The organism is Paenarthrobacter sp. TE4293, assembly GCF_050435325.1.
GTDB lineage: Bacteria > Actinomycetota > Actinomycetes > Actinomycetales > Micrococcaceae > Arthrobacter > Arthrobacter nitroguajacolicus_C.
In genome coordinates, this window is sequence record NZ_JBNJRY010000004.1 from 417461 (window position 1) to 437316 (window position 19856).

At 58.2% G+C, this 19856-nt stretch carries 28 protein-coding genes; 13 read left to right on the plus strand and 15 right to left on the minus strand.

The features are described 5' to 3' along the window. Positions 1–12: 12 nt before the first annotated feature. Positions 13–876, minus strand: a complete 864-nt coding sequence (locus tag QF015_RS10770; RefSeq protein ID WP_429388882.1) for a hypothetical protein — start codon at positions 874–876, stop codon at positions 13–15. A 200-nt stretch (positions 877–1076) separates the two neighbouring features. Here QF015_RS10770 and QF015_RS10775 point away from each other — a divergent pair, with 200 nt between their 5' ends. From QF015_RS10775 to QF015_RS10805, 7 genes are all read left to right on the plus strand, one after another. Then, positions 1077–1631, plus strand: coding sequence for a hypothetical protein (locus QF015_RS10775; protein ID WP_429388885.1), 555 nt, complete (start codon positions 1077–1079; stop codon positions 1629–1631). 435 nt (positions 1632–2066) lie between these two features. Further along, positions 2067–2573, plus strand: coding sequence for a hypothetical protein (locus QF015_RS10780; protein WP_429388888.1), 507 nt, complete (start codon positions 2067–2069; stop codon positions 2571–2573). Between the two features lie 36 nt (positions 2574–2609). Further along, positions 2610–3044 carry a helix-turn-helix domain-containing protein gene (locus tag QF015_RS10785; RefSeq protein WP_429388890.1) on the plus strand — a complete coding sequence of 145 codons (435 nt, stop codon included), beginning with the start codon at positions 2610–2612 and terminating at the stop codon, positions 3042–3044. A gap of 131 nt (positions 3045–3175) precedes the next feature. Beyond that, entirely contained in the window at positions 3176–3487 is a 312-nt protein-coding gene (locus QF015_RS10790) for a hypothetical protein (protein ID WP_429388892.1), read from the plus strand. Between the two features lie 94 nt (positions 3488–3581). Further along, positions 3582–4454, plus strand: a complete 873-nt coding sequence (locus QF015_RS10795) for a TIR domain-containing protein (RefSeq protein ID WP_429388895.1) — start codon at positions 3582–3584, stop codon at positions 4452–4454. A gap of 83 nt (positions 4455–4537) precedes the next feature. After that, on the plus strand, positions 4538–4798 hold the full coding sequence (locus QF015_RS10800) for a helix-turn-helix domain-containing protein (RefSeq protein WP_429388897.1): 261 nt from the start codon (positions 4538–4540) through the stop codon (positions 4796–4798). Positions 4799–4800: 2 nt separating this feature from the next. Then, positions 4801–4989 (plus strand): hypothetical protein, encoded by a 189-nt coding sequence (locus QF015_RS10805; RefSeq protein WP_429388899.1) that lies wholly within the window; start codon positions 4801–4803, stop codon positions 4987–4989. 74 nt (positions 4990–5063) lie between these two features. On the opposite strand, the gene QF015_RS10810 is transcribed toward QF015_RS10805, so the two are convergent. Beyond that, positions 5064–5330 carry a hypothetical protein gene (locus tag QF015_RS10810; protein WP_429388902.1) on the minus strand — a complete coding sequence of 89 codons (267 nt, stop codon included), beginning with the start codon at positions 5328–5330 and terminating at the stop codon, positions 5064–5066. A 222-nt stretch (positions 5331–5552) separates the two neighbouring features. Between QF015_RS10810 and QF015_RS10815 the strand changes: the two genes are divergently transcribed. After that, positions 5553–5840, plus strand: a complete 288-nt coding sequence (locus QF015_RS10815) for a hypothetical protein (RefSeq protein WP_429388904.1) — start codon at positions 5553–5555, stop codon at positions 5838–5840. Here QF015_RS10815 and QF015_RS10820 read toward each other — a convergent pair. Beyond that, the gene (locus tag QF015_RS10820) at positions 5837–6592 is read right to left on the minus strand and encodes a hypothetical protein (RefSeq protein WP_429388907.1); all 756 of its coding nucleotides are present in this window, start codon (positions 6590–6592) and stop codon (positions 5837–5839) included. The genes QF015_RS10815 and QF015_RS10820 overlap by 4 nt on opposite strands. A 1391-nt stretch (positions 6593–7983) precedes the next feature. On the opposite strand from QF015_RS10820, the gene QF015_RS10825 reads away from it, so the two are divergent. Both QF015_RS10825 and QF015_RS10830 read left to right on the plus strand, forming a co-directional pair. Next, complete coding sequence (locus QF015_RS10825; protein WP_429388910.1) at positions 7984–8532, plus strand: hypothetical protein; 549 nt, start codon at positions 7984–7986, stop codon at positions 8530–8532. Positions 8533–8692: 160 nt separating this feature from the next. Continuing rightward, positions 8693–9391, plus strand: a complete 699-nt coding sequence (locus QF015_RS10830) for a hypothetical protein (RefSeq protein ID WP_429388912.1) — start codon at positions 8693–8695, stop codon at positions 9389–9391. Between the two features lie 44 nt (positions 9392–9435). Here the strand turns inward: QF015_RS10830 and QF015_RS10835 are convergent, their stop codons facing one another. The 9 genes from QF015_RS10835 to QF015_RS10875 all read right to left on the minus strand — a co-directional run bounded on the left by QF015_RS10835 (position 9436) and on the right by QF015_RS10875 (position 13384). After that, on the minus strand, positions 9436–10050 hold the full coding sequence (locus QF015_RS10835) for a hypothetical protein (protein WP_429388915.1): 615 nt from the start codon (positions 10048–10050) through the stop codon (positions 9436–9438). A gap of 10 nt (positions 10051–10060) precedes the next feature. Continuing rightward, positions 10061–10480 (minus strand): helix-turn-helix domain-containing protein, encoded by a 420-nt coding sequence (locus QF015_RS10840; RefSeq protein ID WP_429388918.1) that lies wholly within the window; start codon positions 10478–10480, stop codon positions 10061–10063. Further along, positions 10477–10707, minus strand: a complete 231-nt coding sequence (locus tag QF015_RS10845) for a hypothetical protein (RefSeq protein ID WP_429388921.1) — start codon at positions 10705–10707, stop codon at positions 10477–10479. The genes QF015_RS10840 and QF015_RS10845 overlap by 4 nt, the downstream gene beginning before the upstream one ends. A gap of 11 nt (positions 10708–10718) precedes the next feature. After that, complete coding sequence (locus QF015_RS10850; RefSeq protein WP_429388924.1) at positions 10719–10874, minus strand: hypothetical protein; 156 nt, start codon at positions 10872–10874, stop codon at positions 10719–10721. Continuing rightward, a complete protein-coding gene (locus tag QF015_RS10855) occupies positions 10874–11074 on the minus strand; it encodes a hypothetical protein (RefSeq protein ID WP_429388926.1) in 201 nt (66 codons plus the stop codon). The genes QF015_RS10850 and QF015_RS10855 overlap by 1 nt, the downstream gene beginning before the upstream one ends. Further along, entirely contained in the window at positions 11071–11952 is an 882-nt protein-coding gene (locus QF015_RS10860) for a DUF3631 domain-containing protein (protein ID WP_429388929.1), read from the minus strand. Before QF015_RS10860 ends, QF015_RS10855 begins: the two co-directional genes overlap by 4 nt. Before the next feature lie 389 nt (positions 11953–12341). Next, positions 12342–12614 carry a hypothetical protein gene (locus QF015_RS10865; RefSeq protein WP_429388932.1) on the minus strand — a complete coding sequence of 91 codons (273 nt, stop codon included), beginning with the start codon at positions 12612–12614 and terminating at the stop codon, positions 12342–12344. A 90-nt stretch (positions 12615–12704) separates the two neighbouring features. Beyond that, positions 12705–13034: a hypothetical protein gene (locus QF015_RS10870; RefSeq protein ID WP_429388935.1), complete on the minus strand. Its 330-nt coding sequence runs from the start codon at positions 13032–13034 to the stop codon at positions 12705–12707. A gap of 137 nt (positions 13035–13171) precedes the next feature. After that, the gene (locus QF015_RS10875) at positions 13172–13384 is read right to left on the minus strand and encodes a helix-turn-helix transcriptional regulator (RefSeq protein WP_429388938.1); all 213 of its coding nucleotides are present in this window, start codon (positions 13382–13384) and stop codon (positions 13172–13174) included. Between the two features lie 71 nt (positions 13385–13455). On the opposite strand from QF015_RS10875, the gene QF015_RS10880 reads away from it, so the two are divergent. Together QF015_RS10880 and QF015_RS10885 are read left to right on the plus strand one after the other, a co-directional pair. Then, positions 13456–14058 (plus strand): helix-turn-helix domain-containing protein, encoded by a 603-nt coding sequence (locus QF015_RS10880; protein WP_429388939.1) that lies wholly within the window; start codon positions 13456–13458, stop codon positions 14056–14058. Continuing rightward, complete coding sequence (locus tag QF015_RS10885; RefSeq protein WP_429388941.1) at positions 14051–15157, plus strand: tyrosine-type recombinase/integrase; 1107 nt, start codon at positions 14051–14053, stop codon at positions 15155–15157. The genes QF015_RS10880 and QF015_RS10885 overlap by 8 nt, the downstream gene beginning before the upstream one ends. 31 nt (positions 15158–15188) lie before the next feature. On the opposite strand, the gene ychF is transcribed toward QF015_RS10885, so the two are convergent. Then, positions 15189–16274: a redox-regulated ATPase YchF gene (gene ychF / locus QF015_RS10890; RefSeq protein WP_429388944.1), complete on the minus strand. Its 1086-nt coding sequence runs from the start codon at positions 16272–16274 to the stop codon at positions 15189–15191. A gap of 110 nt (positions 16275–16384) precedes the next feature. On the opposite strand from ychF, the gene QF015_RS10895 reads away from it, so the two are divergent. Continuing rightward, positions 16385–17671, plus strand: coding sequence for a DNA recombination protein RmuC (locus QF015_RS10895; RefSeq protein ID WP_429388946.1), 1287 nt, complete (start codon positions 16385–16387; stop codon positions 17669–17671). Positions 17672–17744: 73 nt separating this feature from the next. Here the strand turns inward: QF015_RS10895 and QF015_RS10900 are convergent, their stop codons facing one another. Then, positions 17745–18830 carry a 4-hydroxy-3-methylbut-2-enyl diphosphate reductase gene (locus QF015_RS10900; protein WP_310205726.1) on the minus strand — a complete coding sequence of 362 codons (1086 nt, stop codon included), beginning with the start codon at positions 18828–18830 and terminating at the stop codon, positions 17745–17747. A 24-nt stretch (positions 18831–18854) separates the two neighbouring features. Next, entirely contained in the window at positions 18855–19718 is an 864-nt protein-coding gene (locus QF015_RS10905; RefSeq protein ID WP_429388948.1) for a hypothetical protein, read from the minus strand. Positions 19719–19856 lie beyond the last annotated feature (138 nt).

Below are 19856 nucleotides of genomic sequence, written 5' to 3' on the forward strand. Positions count from 1 at the left end.
GTGCGTGGTGTCTTAGTTGTTTTCTTCTGGGTCCGACGTGATGAGTCGGTATTCGCGAACTACCTGAACGTCGTTCCTAAAGAATGTACGGCTGTACCAGCCGACGTCGAAGCCATAGGTCGCGCCTATGGTGAAGCCCGATGCCACCTCGTCCCGGTTCTCGAAGCTAACGCCCCGCGATATCGCCAACGTCCCGCAGTTCGACGTCCTTACCAAGACGGAGGCCGTAGAGGCTCCACCTCTGGTTCCGCCCGAGCTGGTTACCGGCTCCGCGGACACAACCTCGCACCGAAGTGTCTGGACATCCTTCGAGTCCAACCAAGGACCAAGAAAAACGAACACCAGGAACAGGGACATAGGAATGGCAAGCCACGCCCAAACCCGATCTGTTTTCGACAGCTTCCTGCGCGGCGGGGGCGTCAGAGGAGCCGAGGAGTGCACGGCGGCCAGCCCGAGTTCGTTGAGACGTGAATTGAGCCTAAGGGCTGCCGCCTCCTGCCTTCGGAGCGAGTATGCGGATCGACATTGCGTCGTGGTCCAGCCAGCTCGACGGTAGGCGGCCCACTGCCGGCGGGCAGGCTTCTCCCGGAGAAAAAAGGCAAGGGCGACAACAACCGCAATGACCAGGCTGAGGAACCCGAACATCAGGCCGAAGACGGCGATGTTGGCGACCATCTCCGGATCGGTATGCAGTTTGTAGCCTGAACTCTCCATGTACCCGAAGAACATTCCCATGGCACTCAACGGAATGGCGATGCGCAGGTAATACCGCCAGAGGTAGGACCAAAACAACCAATGAGATGGGGGAAGCCTGTCCACCGTAGGCAGTGCGGTCCCAGCCATATCGGCTGGCTGGGTGCCCGGGTTGCGGCTCATGACGTTAGACGTTGAAGCGGAACGTACCTTATATAACCGCGGGATGTGGCGAGGCGTTGGGATCGCCGGATTCTAGGGCTTTGCATGGTTGGCTCCATTAAGCGCTGGAAGCCCTCTAGTGGACCTCTTGCGGACTTTCTGCGGACTTGAACTGGTCAGCGGCCTATGCCTTCACACGGGACCATGGATACCTTGGTGCGATGGAGATTACGGAGCGCTCGACTCGACTCGCTGACCAGTTCAAAGCACATAGCGTCTCATGGGCGGAAGGGATAGACGTTTTCGGATTCGGGCCGCGGCTGGCAGCAGTGATGGATGAGCTGACCGCCATCATTGGTGACGAAGTACCTGTCTTGGCGAGCGGTCTTCTAGCGCGAAACGTCGACCACGACAAACTAGAACTCGACGAGTCAGGAAAGATTGTCTGGCCTGATCTGCCCAACCTGTATGACGTTATCTTGGTGACAGATCGCTTCATCATCATTACTTGGGGTCATCTGCCAGCAGGCGCAACGGATCATGAGCGGGAAACTACCTCTGTGTGGGCACGTAAGAATATCTCTCAGGTGACCGTCAATCTCGCGCCGGGCCAGGAACGCCGCCCAGGTGACGTTGCTACCCACCATGAGTTGGTCCTGAACTTCGTTGACGGGTCCGAGCTACAGATCCCCAATGCCGAGGAAGACCTAACCCCTGTAGGCATCACTGCACTGTCTGGACTGATACCAGAGTTCTACGGCGACATGTCTGCTTAGCCAGAACGCTTAGCACGCAGGTACATGCTTAAAAGCTGAAGGGTCCGTCGCCCACCACGGCAACGGACCCTTCTAAGCTCTATCAACCAGCAAGTTGATCTGGAATCAGATTAACAGAAATGCAGACATATGCAACCTGATAGCCAGCCAGTCTGCAAAAATGCGCATCACCTCGCCAGTGGCAGGTACTCCGGGTCCGGTTCCATGTCCTCATAAGAGACCGCACAACCACAGATCCTTGGTCCTCCGCGTTCAGTTCAGCCATCATCTTCTGGAAACCCTCACGATCAAACTTCGCCAAGTGCACAAGGTAACCGCCTGGTGCGACATAGATAGGGCGCGCTCTTGGTCATGGCGAGGAGCAAGGTTCAACTATGATTTACCCCACGGGATGGGGGAAGGAACACCTTGAGTCTAAATCCGAAGCCGAGGGCGATGACGGCATACCCCTCTGGCTATGAGGTCTTGAAGTGCTACGACTGGGACGAGGATCCTAGGCCTGCTCCGTTTGATCTCGTGAACGAGATGCGAAGTATCTGCGATGAGCCAACCAAAGAGTTGCGTGAAATAAGAGTCGGCGCTCTAATGGCGTTCGTCAAACGGATGACGACCGGATCGCTCCTTGATGAAGATGACGAGAAGGACATCTTCGCCGTCAGCGGCGGCAGGAGTGAAGTGTGGGAACTCAAGCCTTTTGGAGTTAAGGACCACGCTCGCATGTACCATGGCGAGCCGACTAGCAGCCCCTTGCAGATGGTTCTGCTTCTTTGCCACATGAAAGATGTTACGAAAACGGATGATGAAATCCATGCCGAGCAGACGGCGAGGATAGGCGAAGCGATAGACAGGTTTGACCTGGGCAGGAACTTTGAGTGGGGCAATCGCGTCATTGACAAGCAACGCCGCGAAGCTGCCCGGACAAGCCCCTCCCCGGCTTCTTAATTGACCGCGCGGTAGCAAAAATATAGACTGGAACTTATGTTTGAAGAACTCGCCGAAAGCCTTGGCCTGGAGATTGACTCTCCCTCATTGCAGCGTGCAGAGTACCTCGCCGACCAAGATCTTGATCTACTTACCGCGCTGGTTGCGGTTCGCAAGGAACGCGGACTTACCCAGAAGGTAATCGCTGAACGGCTCGGCGTTAGCCAAGCAAGCATCGCGTCATTCGAGAAACACGGCAACGACCCCAAGCTTTCAACCATTCGGAAATATGCCCATGCTGTTGGCGCCCTGGTGGCTCATCGCGTCGAGTCAGACTCTGGGCAGCTCCAAGACAGCAGGCGAGCCGCTTGGACACCTGTACACCTGGGTGGTGCCCTCAACGTTACTGAGGTCAACTTCGGTCAAACTCGCCCCAGTCGTCAGATGCCCGTACCGGCATCGTTCAAGCACGAGTTCGCGCTGGGCGCCTGATGCCGAAAACTAACTTGAAGTCACCTGACATCCATGAACTAGTTGCTAACGTCGAGTTGACGGGGATCCGATACCTGGAAATCTCGGGCCGCGCAAAGGCTGAGCCCTCATCTGATGACACGCTCTCTGACGTGAACATCCATGTCCAAGAGGCTCATGGGCCACGCACCCTAGACGTGCGTTTCCGGGTAGAAGTAGAAAACCATCAGGCCACGTATGAAGTTGAATTAGCGCTTCGGTATGAGACCGAAATCGACTACGATCACAGCCGTGCAGTCGTTGAAGACTTCATTGAGCGAGTGGCGATCATGAGCGCCTTTCCGTACGTCCGCGAAGCTGTGAGTACCACCGCAGCTAAGCTCGAACTTGATGTGCCCATCCTGGGAATTCTTCGGCAGGGCGAGTTCAGGCTCGGCCAGCCTTCTGAGCAGGGAAATGACTAACCGCTAGCCGCAGCGGTTTGCCGTCATAGAAGAATAGGCTTCGCTGTCGGCAACTTTTTCCGAACGCGTGACCGCTGACTACTACGATGAGTCCATGCGCATTTTTGTCAGTTGGTCTGGACCTGCCAGCCACACAGCTGCCCTTTTGATTCACAAATGGCTCAAAAGGGTTTTGCAATACTCCGAGCCATTCGTTTCTTCAACGGACATTGCCAAGGGATCTCAGTGGCTGGTTGAAATCTCGGAGCAGCTCACGGACACCGTAGAAGGAATCGTCTGTGTTACGCCCTCGAATGTTGGGGCTCCATGGCTCAACTATGAAGCGGGTGCACTGGCAAAGACCACGGGCCAAACCGCAGTCAGGCCCGTTCTCCTTGGACTTAAGCCTTCTGATATTCCTTCGGGAATGCCTTTGGCAAACTTCCAACACACCGATCTACTGAACAAAGACGAGATGTGGAGCCTCATTGAGTCCATTCACCTGCGGTCCCCTGCGAAAGACAGCTCCGCGCCAGATACCGTTCGCTGGGCATTCGACATGGCGTGGCCAGACCTGGAGTCAAAACTCTCTGCAATCGATACCAATGCTGAACCGGCCACCACGGCCCCAGAATCACGCGATGAAAAAACCCTTATCCAAGAGTTGCTCGGTGAAGTCCGCGAACTTTCACTTGCCGTTGCCAACTTGACAGCGTCGGGTCAGAATCATGTTCCCTCGGGAACACCAGTCGGCTCTTCCGAAGATGGTCTACGTAGGGCCACGGTCCAAAACCCACAAAGCCTTGTGAGCAGCGTTCGCCCAGGAATGCTAATAGAGCACCCCACTTTTGGAGTTGGGCCGGTAGCAGACGTGGAGGGATCCGGTGACAAGAAGGTTGCCTCGGTTGACTTCGTGCGAGGAAGAAAACGACTGCTACTTAGATACGCCCCATTTAGCATCCTCCCAGACGACGAATTGCCATTCTGAGCACTAGTCGTCAGCGCGGATTTATCCCCGGCGATAAAGTCCCTCAATCTAAGGTTGAGCCCTCGCCTCGTTATGGTTGTTCGGTGAGTATTGATGATGCCTTGCCCAGTCGTCCCAGGTTCCTAACCATCGAGCAGGTAGCAGACGAGCTAGCAGTTGGGCTTCCTACTGTCCGTCAGTTGTTGAAGTCTGGGGAGTTGCGCGGTTTGCAGATCGGTGGGCGTGGCATCTGGCGTGTCGGCGCTAAGGACCTTGAGGACAACATTGATCAGGCGTATCGGGTTACCGCTAATCGGATAGCTGCTGGCGACGTATCCGATGACCTTGCATCTGGAACTATGTAGCTATGACCGACGAAGAGATGAAGCAGCAGCGGGAAATCGACAAAGAGACCTTGCGTGAGTGGGACCGAGAAGCGCAGGCCCGGTACCGTGGAGAGTTCGAACCAGAAGAGTTGGCTCGGAAGGCCAAAGCTCACGACGACGCTCATGAACGCTTGCACGCCACCGCCCCAGACGTGGAACCAGGAGAGTAAGCGGCTTGCTTGTGCCTGTAGTTGCCTTAACCCAGCTACAGACACAAGACGACCTTCCCCGCGGTCAGGGAGGACTAGCCCTCGGAGCACGCTACGAACTCAGCCAAACTGTCGTCAGACAGATTGGGCTCATGCCCGTCCAACGGGTCACTGACAATCCCAATGGGGATACCCGGGCCAACCATGAGCCGGACCCGCTTCGGCTCGCTGCCCGCAAGGTTCAGCGTCAGCCAGGAGTATGCGACGTTGTTCTGCATCGCTTTCAAGCCCTCTGCCAGCTCGTCTATCTTCACGTTGTCTGGAATCGCGATGTTCTGTCCCTGGTAAATGATGTACGCCATGTCTTTTGATCCTTATGGTTTTAATCGGTGGCTGTTCCGGTTAATATTCGGAACATGAGGAAAATTGGGGGGCTTATCCTGCTTGTATCTGTCGGCCTGACAGGCTGTTCAACTGCTGGCAATGAAGTAGCACCAGCCGCGTCTACGCCAGCAACGTCCGAACCTGCACCGACAGCCACTTCAACACCGTCAGCTACCGCGACGCCCTTCTTGGCTGCCCCAGTGCCGACCACGGTGCTCCCGCCCGCCTTTACGGACGAGAGCACCAAAGCCAAATACCTGAACGGCGTGAAGAACTCACTAAATGCTTGGCGCGATGGTGTGCGCCCCTCAGATGAAACACTGCTTGTTGGAGCTGCCCAAGCGTGCAGCCTATTCGCCCAGGGAATGACCTACACAGAGATAGGCGCCCTGGCTGGCGAGAACGACATACAGCGCACTAGCGGTGTCGCCGTAGCCGTCTATGCCAGCAGGAACTTCTGCACCGAGTACAACACCGACAACCTTTAGTTGATCTTTCGCAGGTTCCCCGAGCTGTCCATGTAGACATTCGGGGTTACGCCCGTGACGGTGCCAGGGCTCGTGACTCTCAAGGCGCCCTGAACCTCCACAGCGCCTATGAGGTCGATCGCTGCGGCCTGCAAACCTGCCTTGCCGCTCCTGGTAAAGACGAACGAGTTCCCCGCAGGGCCCGTGAGCTGCGGGCCTGACGCCGTGCCCGACAGGTAGCCGCCAGCGCTGAACTGCACACTGCCGCCAAACAGGCCCGGATCGATCGTCATGCCACCAGCTTTGACCTTGCCCGTAGTGACGTTCAGATCATTCTTAAGCGTCGTCACGCCTTCAACAGATAGCGTGCTGGTGGTCTTCATCGGACCATTCACGTTGAAGTCACCAGTGACCGTAGTGTCGCCCGCTACCGTCGTTGGACCGTTCAAATCGGTTGGACCGTTCACTGTGAAGTCACCCGTGGAAGTGACGTTGCCGGCAATCGTAGTCGGGCCGTTAAGGTTTGTGGGGCCTGTAGCGGTCAGCGTTCCAGTGAGGTTAGTCGTGCCGGTATTCGTTAGAGTGCCGCTAATGGTTGCGGTACCTGTGACACTGAGCCCGCCGTTTTCAATCGTGATCCCTCCGCCACCATGAACCCGGATCCCGCCACGACCAACAGCCATGTTGTTCTGATTAGAGGCAAATTCAAGAGCACGAACCCTACGGATAAGATCCGGCAAGGCGCTGGCATTAAGGTTGTCAATCTGTCCCATAAGGTGGGTGCCTTTCGATATGTTGTTTGCCTCGGTTTTGAGGGCTTGTGTCGCAAAATTTCATGCCGAATGCCTACCACTTCCGGCTTGTCTTCAACGGGGCTTCAGTTTTGACAGCTTCGCGGGATCCATCTCCGCGGGAGGAATTGCAAGCCCGATGCATACCCCGCAGACCACGAACACCAGGCGCCATCTTCCCGCCAGCGTTAACCGCGTCAATATGATCCGCAGTGAAACTCTTAGGGTTCTTCCAAAACTGCGGATACAGCTTCCGGTTCTCGAACTCCCACAGAAACGGGCCACCACACGCAGCACACGGAAGCCCCTGCGCCTGATACGTGCGTTTCAGAGCCTCACGTTGCGCCACATACTGCCGATCATTCCTGTACGTCTTCACACGCGTCTCCGAAGCACCTGGAGCGTTTGCCGCGTCTCCATGAAGAAACCCAGAAAGCCAATCTTCCCGACAGGCCACGGATGCTGCCGAGCCCAATCAAACCGGGCGCGACGCCACCCCTCCGGATCCAAAGCCGCCCGATCAGGCCAAAGATGCCGGGGAACGTTCAGTCCGTCCTCCGTTTCCCTCCGACGTCTCATATTTGGTCCGCAATCTCAGACCACGGCTGGTCTGGCATAGACGCAAAACGGCTAATGTCCCAGCCAGGCAAACCCTCAGCACCATCGGGCAAATGGTCCTCAGCCCACTCCGTTCGAGCTTTGTCCCACGCCACCCAGCACTGATAGTCCGAAGTTCCGTCCCAATCTGCTGGATCGAACGCCACGAACTCAGGGCGCATCCCGAGGTCCTTTACCGGATCCTTCACCTTGCGCCTAACCACGACGGCCCCCATAAACGCCTCGGACGCCGCGAGCGGTCGGCAAATCATCCTCCAAGCCAGGGATCTGCAACGTAGCCAGCAGTCGAGCCAGCGCTAACCGCTGCTGCCGGCTCTCAGCAACCGCAGGATGCAACCTCGCCCCCTGAGAACTCCCGATCATCAACCCATCAGCGACAACCGCGCCATCAAGTTGCACGATCCGGTCACGGATACGGCACGCTTCCTCCAACAGGGCAAGCTCATGATCCGCCAACTCAAAATCGGAAGTCGTGACCTCCCACAGCTTCCTGCCTGCCGTGTTCAAACCTCTCGGTGCAGCCATTAAGACCACCTCTCAATTAACTAGAAAAGGCCCCTCACAGGGCCTAAAAATCACATCGTTCATGACCGTCCACAACCACCCAAAACAGCGCCCACGCAGGGCGCAGAAGCCCTCAAGGGCCAAACGTTTCAGCAGGCGGGGGTAAAGATGCGCCTATGCCGGAGGAGGCACAACGCTGGGGTGGGAGGGGTGGGTGCCCGGCCCTTTCATGGGTGAGGAACAATTGGGGGATGCTGGTTTCCGTTCTTACCACCGTTATTACGCCCGAAGAACCAATGTGGACTGACGTTGTGTCCGCGATCAGTTCCGGTTTCGCGTCTGTCGTTGCGCTTGGGGTTGCTTTCTACTCCATACGCGCAGGGTTGCAGGAGCGCCAGGAGCAACGCAAAGCCGGCGCAGAGTTGAGAGAGTCACAGAAGCGATCACAGGCAGAGATGGTGGCGTGCTGGATGGAAGCTGATCCGTCCAAGTACCCATCGAACTGGATCGTCGTTCACAACGCGTCACCACAACCTATTTGGTCCGTGCGCGTCACCCATCCAAACCTTTATGAAAGCCCCATCTACATTCCCGTCCTGTCTGCGAACAGTGAGCACCGGCTGGACGTAAATCCCAACGGGAAAGTCCTCGATCGTGAAGCGGTCGAGGTGCAATTCAGAGACAACCGCGGGCTGACCTGGCGCCGGCCTACAGAGTTTCCTGGTGCGTTGGCAGAAGTTGAAGCCGAGTTCGGGAATCCAACTGTCACACAGGCTCCACCTGACAGCGAGCCCGCCTAACTCGCTGTGCTCGTTGTCAATGGTGTTGTCTCGATAGCCATATGAGGCTCCTTATCTGATTTTGGGCAAAGAAGACCGCCATGGGCGGGCACTGGAACTGATACAACTGGAATCGGCATGTCTGGGCTGGGCACCTGGTGCGCCCAGATAGGGTCAACTCATGAAGAATCCTGCGACGACCTTGAGAGAGCTATTCGAGGACTGGCAAACACCGGACCAGCAGGCCCCGTTTGTTGTTCGAGGCCTTAATCAAGGCGCGAACGGTGATGCGTATCCCCAGCATGAAACAGCGATTAACGCTCTGTCCGACATCTCTCGCGCCCTAAAGCTGCTGGAGGGCGAAGGCCATAGAGTTTCCCACTACAAGCGGTCGATGAAGTTATTCATCGATGCTCTGCTAAATGTGCCGCATTCCTGGACTCAACCCGGGACGCAGTCCCAGACTCTAACGCCGCATATGTTTGACATGCTTGAAGCCCTAGAGGGTTTTCTAGACAGCAACACTCCAAGGTTGAATGATTCAGCACGGCGAGGTATCGAGGAACTACTGGCTGAGGTGACTACCGCGCTGGAAGAGGATGACGAACTACCAGAACTCATACGGGAACACGTGGCCCGTGTAGTGCAGACATTGCGCGACTGTTTGGAGGACTTTGGCGCTACAGGGCGGGCTGACCTGAAAACAGGTCTTTATGATCTCTGGATTTCCCTTTACGCAGCTTCCGGAGCCACGACTGGCGAGAATCAGTCCCGGTGGAGGAACTTCGCGGAGAAGATGGGTTACCCGACTGCCTCAAGCCTTCTAGGATCGATCCCTGGTGTCGCAGTGTCCGTTCTGCAGTTGACTAGTGGCAACTGACTTGCGGGGTCGCGCTATCCGCCCTGAGGCCCTGCCTGGAACTCCTATATCCCGGCTGCGATGCCTGCGAGTTGGTTGTCATCGAAGTAGGCGCTGAGTTCCCCGGGTTTGTCGGCGTGGAAAACGGTGGCGTTGATGAAGCCGATGGTGTCTATGCCTTCGGATGATTCGCTGTCCAGGTGCCAGAGTTCTTCGAGCTTTTCGCCGTAGTAGGCGTGCGTTTCGATGTACTTGTTGGCGACATCAACCCACTGCAAGTCCAAGGCCCGCTGAATGATGGCTTTCACCATGACATCGTCACCTGAGAGCTGAGCCTGGTCCAAGAGCTTCGCCGCCTTATCCTGATCTTCCAATCCGAGAACTCCCACTCGTTCCTGTGCGTCCCTGTAGCTGATCGCGGTCTGGGCGTCAGAGGTGCCGGCTGAACCGAACAGAAGCCGACGCAGGTAGTTAACTTGGTCGGTGCGCTTCTTAGACTCGTCATTCTTGAGCGCGGTGAGCTGGTTTTTCGCCTGGAGGTAAACGGCTGCGATCTGCTGACGCCGCCCCGTATCAGTCAAGCGTTTGTCCGCTCTGATGTAGGCGAGCTGCTGCCGGAGCCCTTCTTGTACGGTGGCGGCTTGCTGGCCCTGTGCGGTGGTGCGGAGGTCGTAAGTCATTGCGTGTCCTTTACGCTGCTGCCGCTTTGGCGGCTTTGAAGTGTTCGATGTCTTCGAGGGCGATTCGCCAACGCCCGTCGATATTGCTGGCTTTGAGCCGGTGTTCTTTAATGGCGAGGCGCACTGCACGGTCGGTGATGCCGATCTTGTCGCCTGCCTGGGTTGTGGTGAACCATCGCTTTAAGTCTGTGGCCGCTTCCGGTTTTGCTGCCACAGAACTACCGGTGGCGGCATCCCTCCAAGCCAGAGCAGCGAGCCTTACAGCCACCAGGACTGCATCAACTTCGGCGTCGGCTCCACGGTTTTGGATCCGTACCTCGTTGAGTTTCGCGTACCGCTCCAGCCACGCACACACGCGTCCAGGGAGGACCACCACGGGGCTCCCGACGCCATGAACGTAGGCAGATGCTTGCCGCTGCGGTGTGGTCATTCCGCGCCCCTACCGTGCTCCAGTGCGTCAGCGATGCCGTTGGCGAGTTCGTAAGCGTGTTCGGCGGCGATGACCATGACGACTCTTTGCCGGGAGAAGATTGCTACTCCTGGTGTTGTGCCGGCTGCGTGGTGGAGTGTTGCTGGTGAGACGCGGAGGTGCGCGCCTGTGTCGTAGTTGCGGGCGTAGTTTTCCGGCCCTGCGGTGAAGAGTCCGTTCGTAGGCATTCGTCGTCTTCCTAAGAGGTCTGTTCGGTAGTCGCGAGAGATTCGTAACGGCGCTGCCAGTAGCGGGCCCGTGAGGCTTCATGCTGGGCGACTTGCTGGTAATAGGTAGCTTGGGCGGGCCAATCCCAGCATTCGACGGCCTTGGGGCTGTAAAAATATCCGGACATTAGGCGTCCTTTCGTTTGCGTTCGCGGTCCACGGCGTTCACTGCTGCGGTCCCTGTTGGGTCGCGGTGGAGGGTGGTTTTGCCGTGGTGGCGTTCAGGCTTGTTCTTCGATGCCAGGAGTTGCTGTAGGTAGGTGTTGGAGAGGTTGCGGTAGTGGATTGTCTGCCGTTTCCAGTACTCAGCAAGTTCCGCGTCCGTCATGCCGCCTCCCTTGCCGTCGGTTCGCCGGTTCCGTCAGTAACGTCGGTTGAGACAGGAGGGGTGATGTTCATCCGACGGAAAGCGACATCGAACTGGTGGCGGAAGTATCCACGCTTCGAATCGCCCTGCCTTTTGGAGTGAATCTTGAACGCCTGGACCAGCATCCTGCCGAAACGCTGAACGGTCAGGACCTTTCCGTAGCTGCTCATGGGCCCCCACATCTGCGGGTTGTACTCGACCAGTTCCTCAACCACCCTGGTGCTGGCCATGAATGTCACATCCTGCTCCCACACCTTGGCTATGTCCTGTAGCAGAATTACTGCGGGTGGAAGGTTGGTCATGCCGTCTTCACGATCCATTTCCACCTCGGCTATGTCTCGGATGATCAGTTTGTCTGCGATGGCTTCCCACTCGGGAGAAGCTGATGCAGCAACACGCTTGAGCGGGTTCCACCGCTCCTTAATGCGGCCGATGCATCCCTCAGGCAGTTCGGGTCGAACCGCCTTCACGAAGTCGCGCACGTTGTCCGCGGCTTCCCCCAGTCGGCGCCCAAGCGCCTGGGCTTCTTCCTCGATTTCTTCCCAGTCCGATGACTCAACTACCCCATGAAGATCAGGCATCAGAAGCACGCGGATGCACCGCGACTTAGTGTCATCCGGGAGTGCCGGCGCGTTGCCCGCCATCGCCACGGGGCTAAAGGTGGACATCTCCGCTACTTCCCAGTCACCGCCCTTACCCGGAACGAGAACAGGCCGCGTTGCCCCGCGCTTGTATCCCGAGTTCAAGACGGCGATAAGTTCCCCAACGCCTTCCTTCTTAGGGTCCAGGGAGCGGTCAACCTCGTCGATAAGGATCGTTCGCAGACCGTTGTTCAACATGCGGGTCAGCAGTGCCGGGGATGAAAGAGACGCTGCCTGTATGGGGTTCAGGCAGTAACGGGAGAGATGTTCTAAGACAGTCGTTTTCCCGGAACCTGGCATTGTGGAGTCGATTTGCAGGCGAGGCGTTGAGTACGTCTCAAAAGCGAGGTGGGTGTGAAATGCCCACAGGGTGAGCAGATCTAGGTCAAGGTCATCCATGACGCAGATGAACCGTCCCAGTTGCGTTCTCAGGTCCCTGAGAACGTCAGCTACCGATTCAACCGGAGGGGTATCTGACGGAACCGACGGAACCGCCTGAACCGCCGAACCGACGGGGTTTCCGGATACTCGTTGGAACCAGTCGGTTGGTGCCCACTCGTTGGAAACACCTTGCGCAAGGTTACTGGTCACGCGGCAGCTTCTTCCTGGTTGAGGGCATTCATCCAGGCCGCGATGTTGGTGGCGTCCGATGCTTCTACCTGCAAGATGAGGTCCGGTCGCATCCAGCCGAGTGGATCCCCGGCAGGTGTGTATTTGTGGACGATGAATCGGACGTTGGAACCTGGTGGCAGGACGCCGAGGGCCCATCGCATCTGACGGTCGAGTTCCATAGAGTCGTATGAATTGCGTTCAGTAGCGTAGTCAGCGAGGTCAATACGGAACACAGGGTTCGCGAGCATAAAGGTTGTCCTATTGGTCTGTTGGTGCAGATTTGGTTGTGGGTTCGCCGGGTGCCGGCCCCGCGCTCATCTGGGGCCGGCGATTTTCGGCTAGTTCATACGCTCAAAGAACTCATGGTCAGGGTTGTACGCGAGGCGGAACAGTTCAGCCCAGCCGGATCCGCACAAGGCTTTCTTGGGGTTCTCGGCGTACAACCAAGCGGAGTAAACCGCGTCAGTCAGAACCTCGGGTGCAAGCTTGTTGGTGCGTGCGAGGTGCAGCACTGTTGCTGCGTAGCCGGCCGGGGTGGTCTGCGCCTTGAAAAGCGTCAGCTCGTTGGCTGTAACGCTGGGTGCATTGTCGAACAGATCCCGCCACATGGAGAACGTGTCATCGGCTACGCGAGTGGTCTGCGGGCGGGGCTGGGTGTTGCTGTTCATTGTATGAATTACCAATCTTTTGCTGGTTTGGATAGTGATGCTCGGACGGATGCGCCCCCATGGCGGAATGTCCAAGCTGGTTTGTGGCCCTTGTGTGGTGGTGGGCCGGGTAAAGCATGCGCGTTGGAACTGTTTTCTTACGCTGCTGCGTCGAAAGCGGCGGTGATGAAGTCCCGTACATCGGACTCCCTGAACATCCGCCTGCCTCCGATGCGCGCCGACTTCGGCGCAGTCCCCTGATGGATCATCCAGCGAACTTGAGCATCAGACTTCCGGAGAAGCTCTGCCACTTCCGGAAGAGTCAGTAGTTTTATGGCTTCCACAGCTCTCCTTGTTGTCGTAGTCAACATGACTTGTTCCTGCTGACAATTCAATAGTAGGCAGTTGGCAAAGTTGTTGTCAAGCGCATAGCATGTTGCCCATGCAACAAAATATGAGCCCAGAGGCCAAGTTTGGCGAAACGGTCAGCGCTGTCCGCACGTCACTCTCTTTGAGTCAGCGGGAGTTCGCCGCCAAATTGACCGATCGGGGGATGCCTGTTGACGCGTCCGCTGTCTCCAGAATCGAGAAGGGAACCAGGTCAGTGCGCCTAGTAGAGGCCATGACCATAGCCGAAGTCTTGGACGTTGACATTGAAAGGCTCATAGCAAACTCCGAAACACCAGCGCAGCAATTCAGAAAGCTAAGGCGTTGGGCGGATTTCGCATTCCATGACTTGGAAGAGAGCCTTCCGCGGGCCATCTTTGTTCTTTACGACGCCTATGCTCATTTACACAAGCACCCCGAACTTCTCGAAACCCTCCACGATGACGCCCTCGGGACGCCGAAGTCGGCGGACGACTACCTGAGCTGGGTGGCTGGACGGCTCGAGCGCTGGGAAGTTCCGGATGACAACTTCACGTACACGCCCGACGATGTAGACGCCGAAAAGGTCGTTGACGTGATTGCTCGCTTTACAAGGAAGTTCATCGGCACTGGCGAGAATCCCAATTTCGAGTCCGACGATTCGGCACCCAATGGCTAGCATCCAGAAACGAGCGAACGGTTCTTGGAGGGCTCGGTACCGTGACGAAGCCGGCAAGGAGCACGCAAAGCACTTCCCGCGCAAGATAGATGCTCAGCGGTGGCTTGATGAGGTGACGGCCTCTGTCGTTACAGGCAGTTATGTCGATCCGAAATCTGGACGCATCACTCTTGCCAGCTTCTTTGCTGAGTGGTCAGGCCGGCAGATGTGGGCGGACGGGACCACAAAGGCCATGAGCTTGGCTGTTCGTTCATGCACGTTCGCTGACATCGAATTTCGCAACCTCAAGCGCTCACACGTTGAGTCGTGGATAAAAAAGATGAGCCAAGACGGCCTGGCACCAGGGACCGTGAAGACACGCTACAACAACGTGCGTTCAGTGCTCCGCGGGGCAAAGAATGACCGGCTTCTTGCTGTGGATCCGGCTGACGGAGTAACGCTCCCCCGCGCCCGTAAGGCCGAGCATGCAATGACTATCCCGTCGCCCGAAGATGTCGGCAAGATCATGGCTGTATCGGAGGTGTGGTTTCAGCCATTCATAGCGATGTGCGCTTTCGCAGGGCTACGCCTTGGGGAAGCTGCGGCTGTGCAACTCAGTGATATCGACTTTCTGCGCAGGACTCTCAAGGTACGGCGACAGATACAGCGGGCCGGCAAGGGGCAGGTTTCCATCACGCTGCCCAAATACGGCTCTGAGCGTCTCGTTCACATCCCGGACGGGCTAGTTCAGCTTCTAGCGGCACACGTCCAGCAGATCGGCGTACACGGCCCGCAGCAGTGGTTGTTCTTGGGTGACCAAGGCTTGCCACCCCATCAGAACACAACCGGGTATTGGTGGCGTAAGACAGTAAAGGCCGCAGGCCTTGAAGGTATAAGGCTTCATGACCTGCGGCACTACTATGCTTCCGGTTTGGTTGCTGCCGGCTGTGACGTGGTGACCGTCCAGCGAGCACTGGGGCATTCGAAGGCAACAACCACGCTAAACACTTACGCGCACCTCTGGCCTACCGCCGAGGACCGCACAAGAACCGCTGCCGGCGCCATGATGGATGAGGCTCTCAGCATTTCTGCGGACTCCTTGCGGACTCAGCAAGCCTAACCCCAGCAAACAAGCGGGGAAACGGGCCTAATCACACGTTGAAGCGGAACTCCACCACGTCGCCGTCGGCCATCACGTACTCTTTGCCTTCGATCCGGACCTTGCCGCGGGACTTTGCCTCGGCCATGGAACCGGCGTCGATGAGGTCATCGAAGGAGACGACCTCAGCCTTGATGAAGCCACGCTGGAAGTCGGAGTGGATCACACCTGCGGCCTGGGGAGCGGTGTCACCCTGGCGGATGGTCCATGCACGGGTTTCCTTGGGGCCTGCCGTCAGGTACGTCTGCAGGCCAAGAGTGTGGAAACCAACGCGCGCCAACTGGTCCAGGCCGGACTCGCTCTGGCCGTTCATTTCCAGCATCTCGCGGGCTTCTTCCTCGTCGAGTTCCACGAGGTCTGATTCAAGCTTTGCGTCGAGGAAGACTGCATCTGCGGGGGCAACCATCGCCCGCAGTTCTTCTTGCTTTGCCGGATCGCCAAGGATGCCTTCATCGGCGTTGAACACGTAGATGAAGGGCTTGGCGGTGAGAAGTCCGAGCTCCTTGAGGTGCCCCATCTCCAGCTTGTCGCTCTGGATCGAGGAGAAGATGGTGTCGCCGCGTTCCAGAACTGCCTGCGCCGCCTTGATCGCGGCCAGTTCGGCTGCTTCGCGCTTCTTGATCTTGACTTCTTTTTCGATACGCGGGATGGCGTTTTCGATGGTCTGGAGATCGGCCAGGATCAGCTCGGTGTTGATGGTCTCCATGTCGGAGCGCGGATCAACCTTGCCGTCGACGTGGATGACATCGGGGTCATCGAACACACGGACAACCTGCGCGATGGCCTCGGCCTCGCGGATGTTCGCCAGAAACTTGTTGCCCAGGCCTTCACCCTCGGAGGCACCCTTCACGATGCCGGCGATGTCCACGAAGGACACCGGAGCGGGCAGCAACTTCTGGGAACCGAAGATCTCGGCCAGCTTCGCCAGCCGGGGATCCGGCAGGTTCACGACGCCGACGTTGGGTTCGATCGTTGCGAAGGGATAGTTCGCCGCGAGCACCTGGTTGCGGGTCAGTGCGTTGAAAAGAGTTGATTTGCCGACGTTGGGCAGTCCGACGATGCCAATAGTAAGAGCCACGAGCATTGATTCTACCCGTTGGGACCTTGACCTTGCGTGCCGGTGCCGCTGATGGCCCTCAGCGAGGCCGCTTCGCTAAAACTGTCGTACCCCTGTGACAGGGTTGCCTCATGGATGGATTTGGATTGGTTTTGGCCCTGCTCATGCTGTTGATCGGCGCCGCCGTGGGCCTGGCGGCAGGCTATGTTGTCTTTCGACGCCGGGGAGCCGGCTTGGAGGAAGACTTCGATGCCGTATCTGCCCGCCTCTCGGACGTGACCGCGCAGCTGGCAGCCGCTGACGCCGAACGGCGGCTCTTGTTCGCACAGAACCGCGAGCTGACGGCGTCCAGGAACTCGGACGGCAGTGTTCTACGGGCGCTGGCCCCGGTTGCGGAGAAGCTGACAGCGGTGCAGCAACAAGTCTCGTTGTTGGAGCGTGACCGGGTAGAGCAATACGGACAGCTTGCCCAGCAACTGCAGGATGCCCGCTTGTCAGACGAGCAGCTCCTGCGGTCAACACACGCCCTTGCCTCGGCCCTGCGCTCCAACAGTGCGCGCGGCCAGTGGGGCGAGGTACAACTTCGCAGGGTGGTGGAGGCTTCGGGAATGCTGCGGCACGTGGACTTCCAGGAGCAGGTTCATTCAGGCCGGACCGAGAACACCCTTCGTCCGGACCTCGTCGTCCAGTTGCCGGGCGGCAAGCAACTGGTGGTCGACGCCAAGGTCCCACTGGCCTCGTACCTCTCCGCCCAGGAACAACTGCACGGAGAAGGATCCTTTGGGGAATCGGTGGCACACGCCAGCAACCATGATTCAAAGACCTTGCTGTCCCAGCACGCCAAAGCGCTGAAGTCCCACATCGATGCTTTGGCGGGCAAGAAGTACTGGGACATTCCGGGGAACTCCCCCGAGCTGGTGATCTGCTTCCTCCCCGCTGAGTCCATCCTGGCATCTGCCCTGGAAGCTGACCCGGGCCTTCTTGAATATGCCCTGTCAAGGAACGTCGTGCTGGCGTCGCCCGGGACCCTGCTGGCGGTCCTCAAGTCGGTGGCATTCACGTGGCGTCAGGATGTGCTCACGGACAGCGCCCACGAACTGTTCGAGCTCGCCAAGCAGCTCTACGAGCGCATGGGTACTTTGGGTGAAAATGTCGGCAAGCTGGGCAGTTCCCTGAAGACGTCCGTAGACCGCTACAACGCCATGGTGGGCACTTTGGAGGCCCGGGTACTGCCCACCGCGCGCAAGCTGAACACCATGGACGACGCCGGTCTCGCGGCCCCCATGTCTGTCGAGGTTGTCCCCCGCGCTTTGGCCGCCCCGGAGCTTCTGGCTGTCGACACCCACGAGCAGCAGTCACCTCTGGGCCGTCATGATGACAGTGACCAGGACAGGGAAGACCGCGAATCGGCAGCTTAACCGAAGAGACCCGTAGTGGTTGTCGTTTTGTGACGGCAACCGCTACGGGCCTGCTCGATGAGGTCAGTTACCCCTAGGAGGTGGGCCTGTTCCCCCGGCCGCCGAGGGCACGGGTCACGTCGCCGGCTTTCTTCAGGGTTGCCCTGAGTTCCTTAGGCAGCGAGAAGAGCAAGTCTTCCTCTGCCGTCACGACTTCCTGGACTTCGCCGTAACCGTAGTCAGCCAAGAGACGCAGGACATCCTTGACCAGCACTTCGGGAACAGACGCGCCGGACGTAACGCCGACCGTGGCAACTCCCTCGAACCAGGCCTCGTCGACCTCATTCGCAAAGTCCACTCGGTAGGAGCTCTTAGCTCCATATTCCAAGGCGACCTCAACCAGACGCACGGAGTTGGACGAGTTGGCGGAGCCGACCACGATGACGAGGTCAGCCTGGGGGGCGATCTTCTTGATGGCAACCTGGCGGTTGGTGGTGGCGTAGCAAATGTCGTCGCTGGGCGGGTCCTGAAGGGTCGGGAACCGGTCCTTCAACAGACGGACCGTTTCCATCGTTTCGTCAACGCTCAGGGTCGTCTGCGACAGCCAGATGGTCTTCTCAGGGTCCCGCACGGTGACCTTGTCCACTTCATGCGGACCGTTGATGATCTGGATATGTTCAGGAGCCTCGCCGGCGGTTCCTTCGACTTCCTCATGGCCCTCATGTCCAATCAGCAGGATGTCGTAGTCCTCCTTGGCGAAGCGCACCGCTTCTTTATGGACTTTGGTAACCAGCGGGCAGGTGGCGTCGATGGTACGGAGGCCGCGGTCTTCGGCGGACTGGACCACAGCCGGTGATACGCCGTGGGCGGAGAAAATGACCAGGGCGCCCTCCGGGACCTCGTCTGTTTCCTCGACGAAGATGGCTCCTTGTTCCTCCAGGGAGCTCACCACATGGACGTTGTGGACGATCTGTTTACGCACGTAAACCGGAGGCCCATAGTGTTCAAGGGCTTTCTCAACGGCAATGACTGCCCTGTCCACGCCGGCACAATACCCTCGCGGGGCTGCCAGCAGAACCTTTTTGGGACCCGTGACGGGTGCCGCTGCCTGTACCTCTTCCGGAGATCGCCGCCTGCGGGGCACCGTGGGCATAGGAATGGAAACTGCTGTGCTGGTCATTCCTCCATGCTACCGGCCCTGCCTTTAGCTTCGGGCCGAACGTGACCCTTGTCGCCCTGAGACCACTGTCCCTATGACTCCGACCACCAAAAGGGCCCCGGACGCCACCGCTGCGATCCACACCCACTGACCGAATCCATTGCGGGCCGCGGTGAGGAACTCGTTCTTGAAAAGTTCTGCCACGCTGTTGGCGCTGGCAAGGTTCCCGATCATGCCACCCGCGAGGTCTGCCCCCGCCGTCCAGAGCGCTGCCAAAGCCAAGCCCCCAAGTCCGAGGAATACCAACGCCAGGGACCTTCGCCGTGCAGCGGCCAGTGCCAGAAGGGCAGATACCAGCGCGCCGGCAGCGGCTACCCACCACAAAGGAGCAAAGGCAGCCACCCGTTCCACGAGTTGGCGGTGGGACGGCTCCCCCAGAGAGACAAGGCTTTCCGCAGGGACATCGAGCCTGATCCGGGTGGCCTCGGCGAAATGGTCGCGAATCAGCCGTACAAGGGGCCCGATATCCAAGACCAGGGCGGTGGACGCAGCCGACTCCTCGGCTGCTGTGGCCGTTCCGAAGTTCAACCTGTGGCTGTTCCGTACGGTTTCCTCCCAGGCCTGGGGATAGTCACTCCACGACTGCATGCCCGTGGCGGCGTTCTTCAAGGCGTCGGCAGCCAGGGACTGCAAAGGACCGGGGAGGTCAACAGACGATTCGAAGGTTCCCACAGCGGCGGAGGCCAAACGGTTCTGGAAGTCCGGATCGTTGCCCAGCGAGCCGGCGATCCGAACGAATCCCTCTTCCTTGACAATGTTCTGGTCCACCCACGCCGCAGGAACAGCGACGGCTGTGAGCAGAGGGGCGAGGATCACTCCCAGTGCTGAAACAAAAGTACGCAACGTCATCCTCAGGGTCGTGGGCCGTGCCACCATCCTAGGTCTGTCCACATGAGAGAGAAAATGTCGGGGTCGGCATGGAAGCTATGGATAGAGTTGGAAGGCGGCAGGCAACCAAAGCCGCATCCCTGAGCGAGGACACATCAT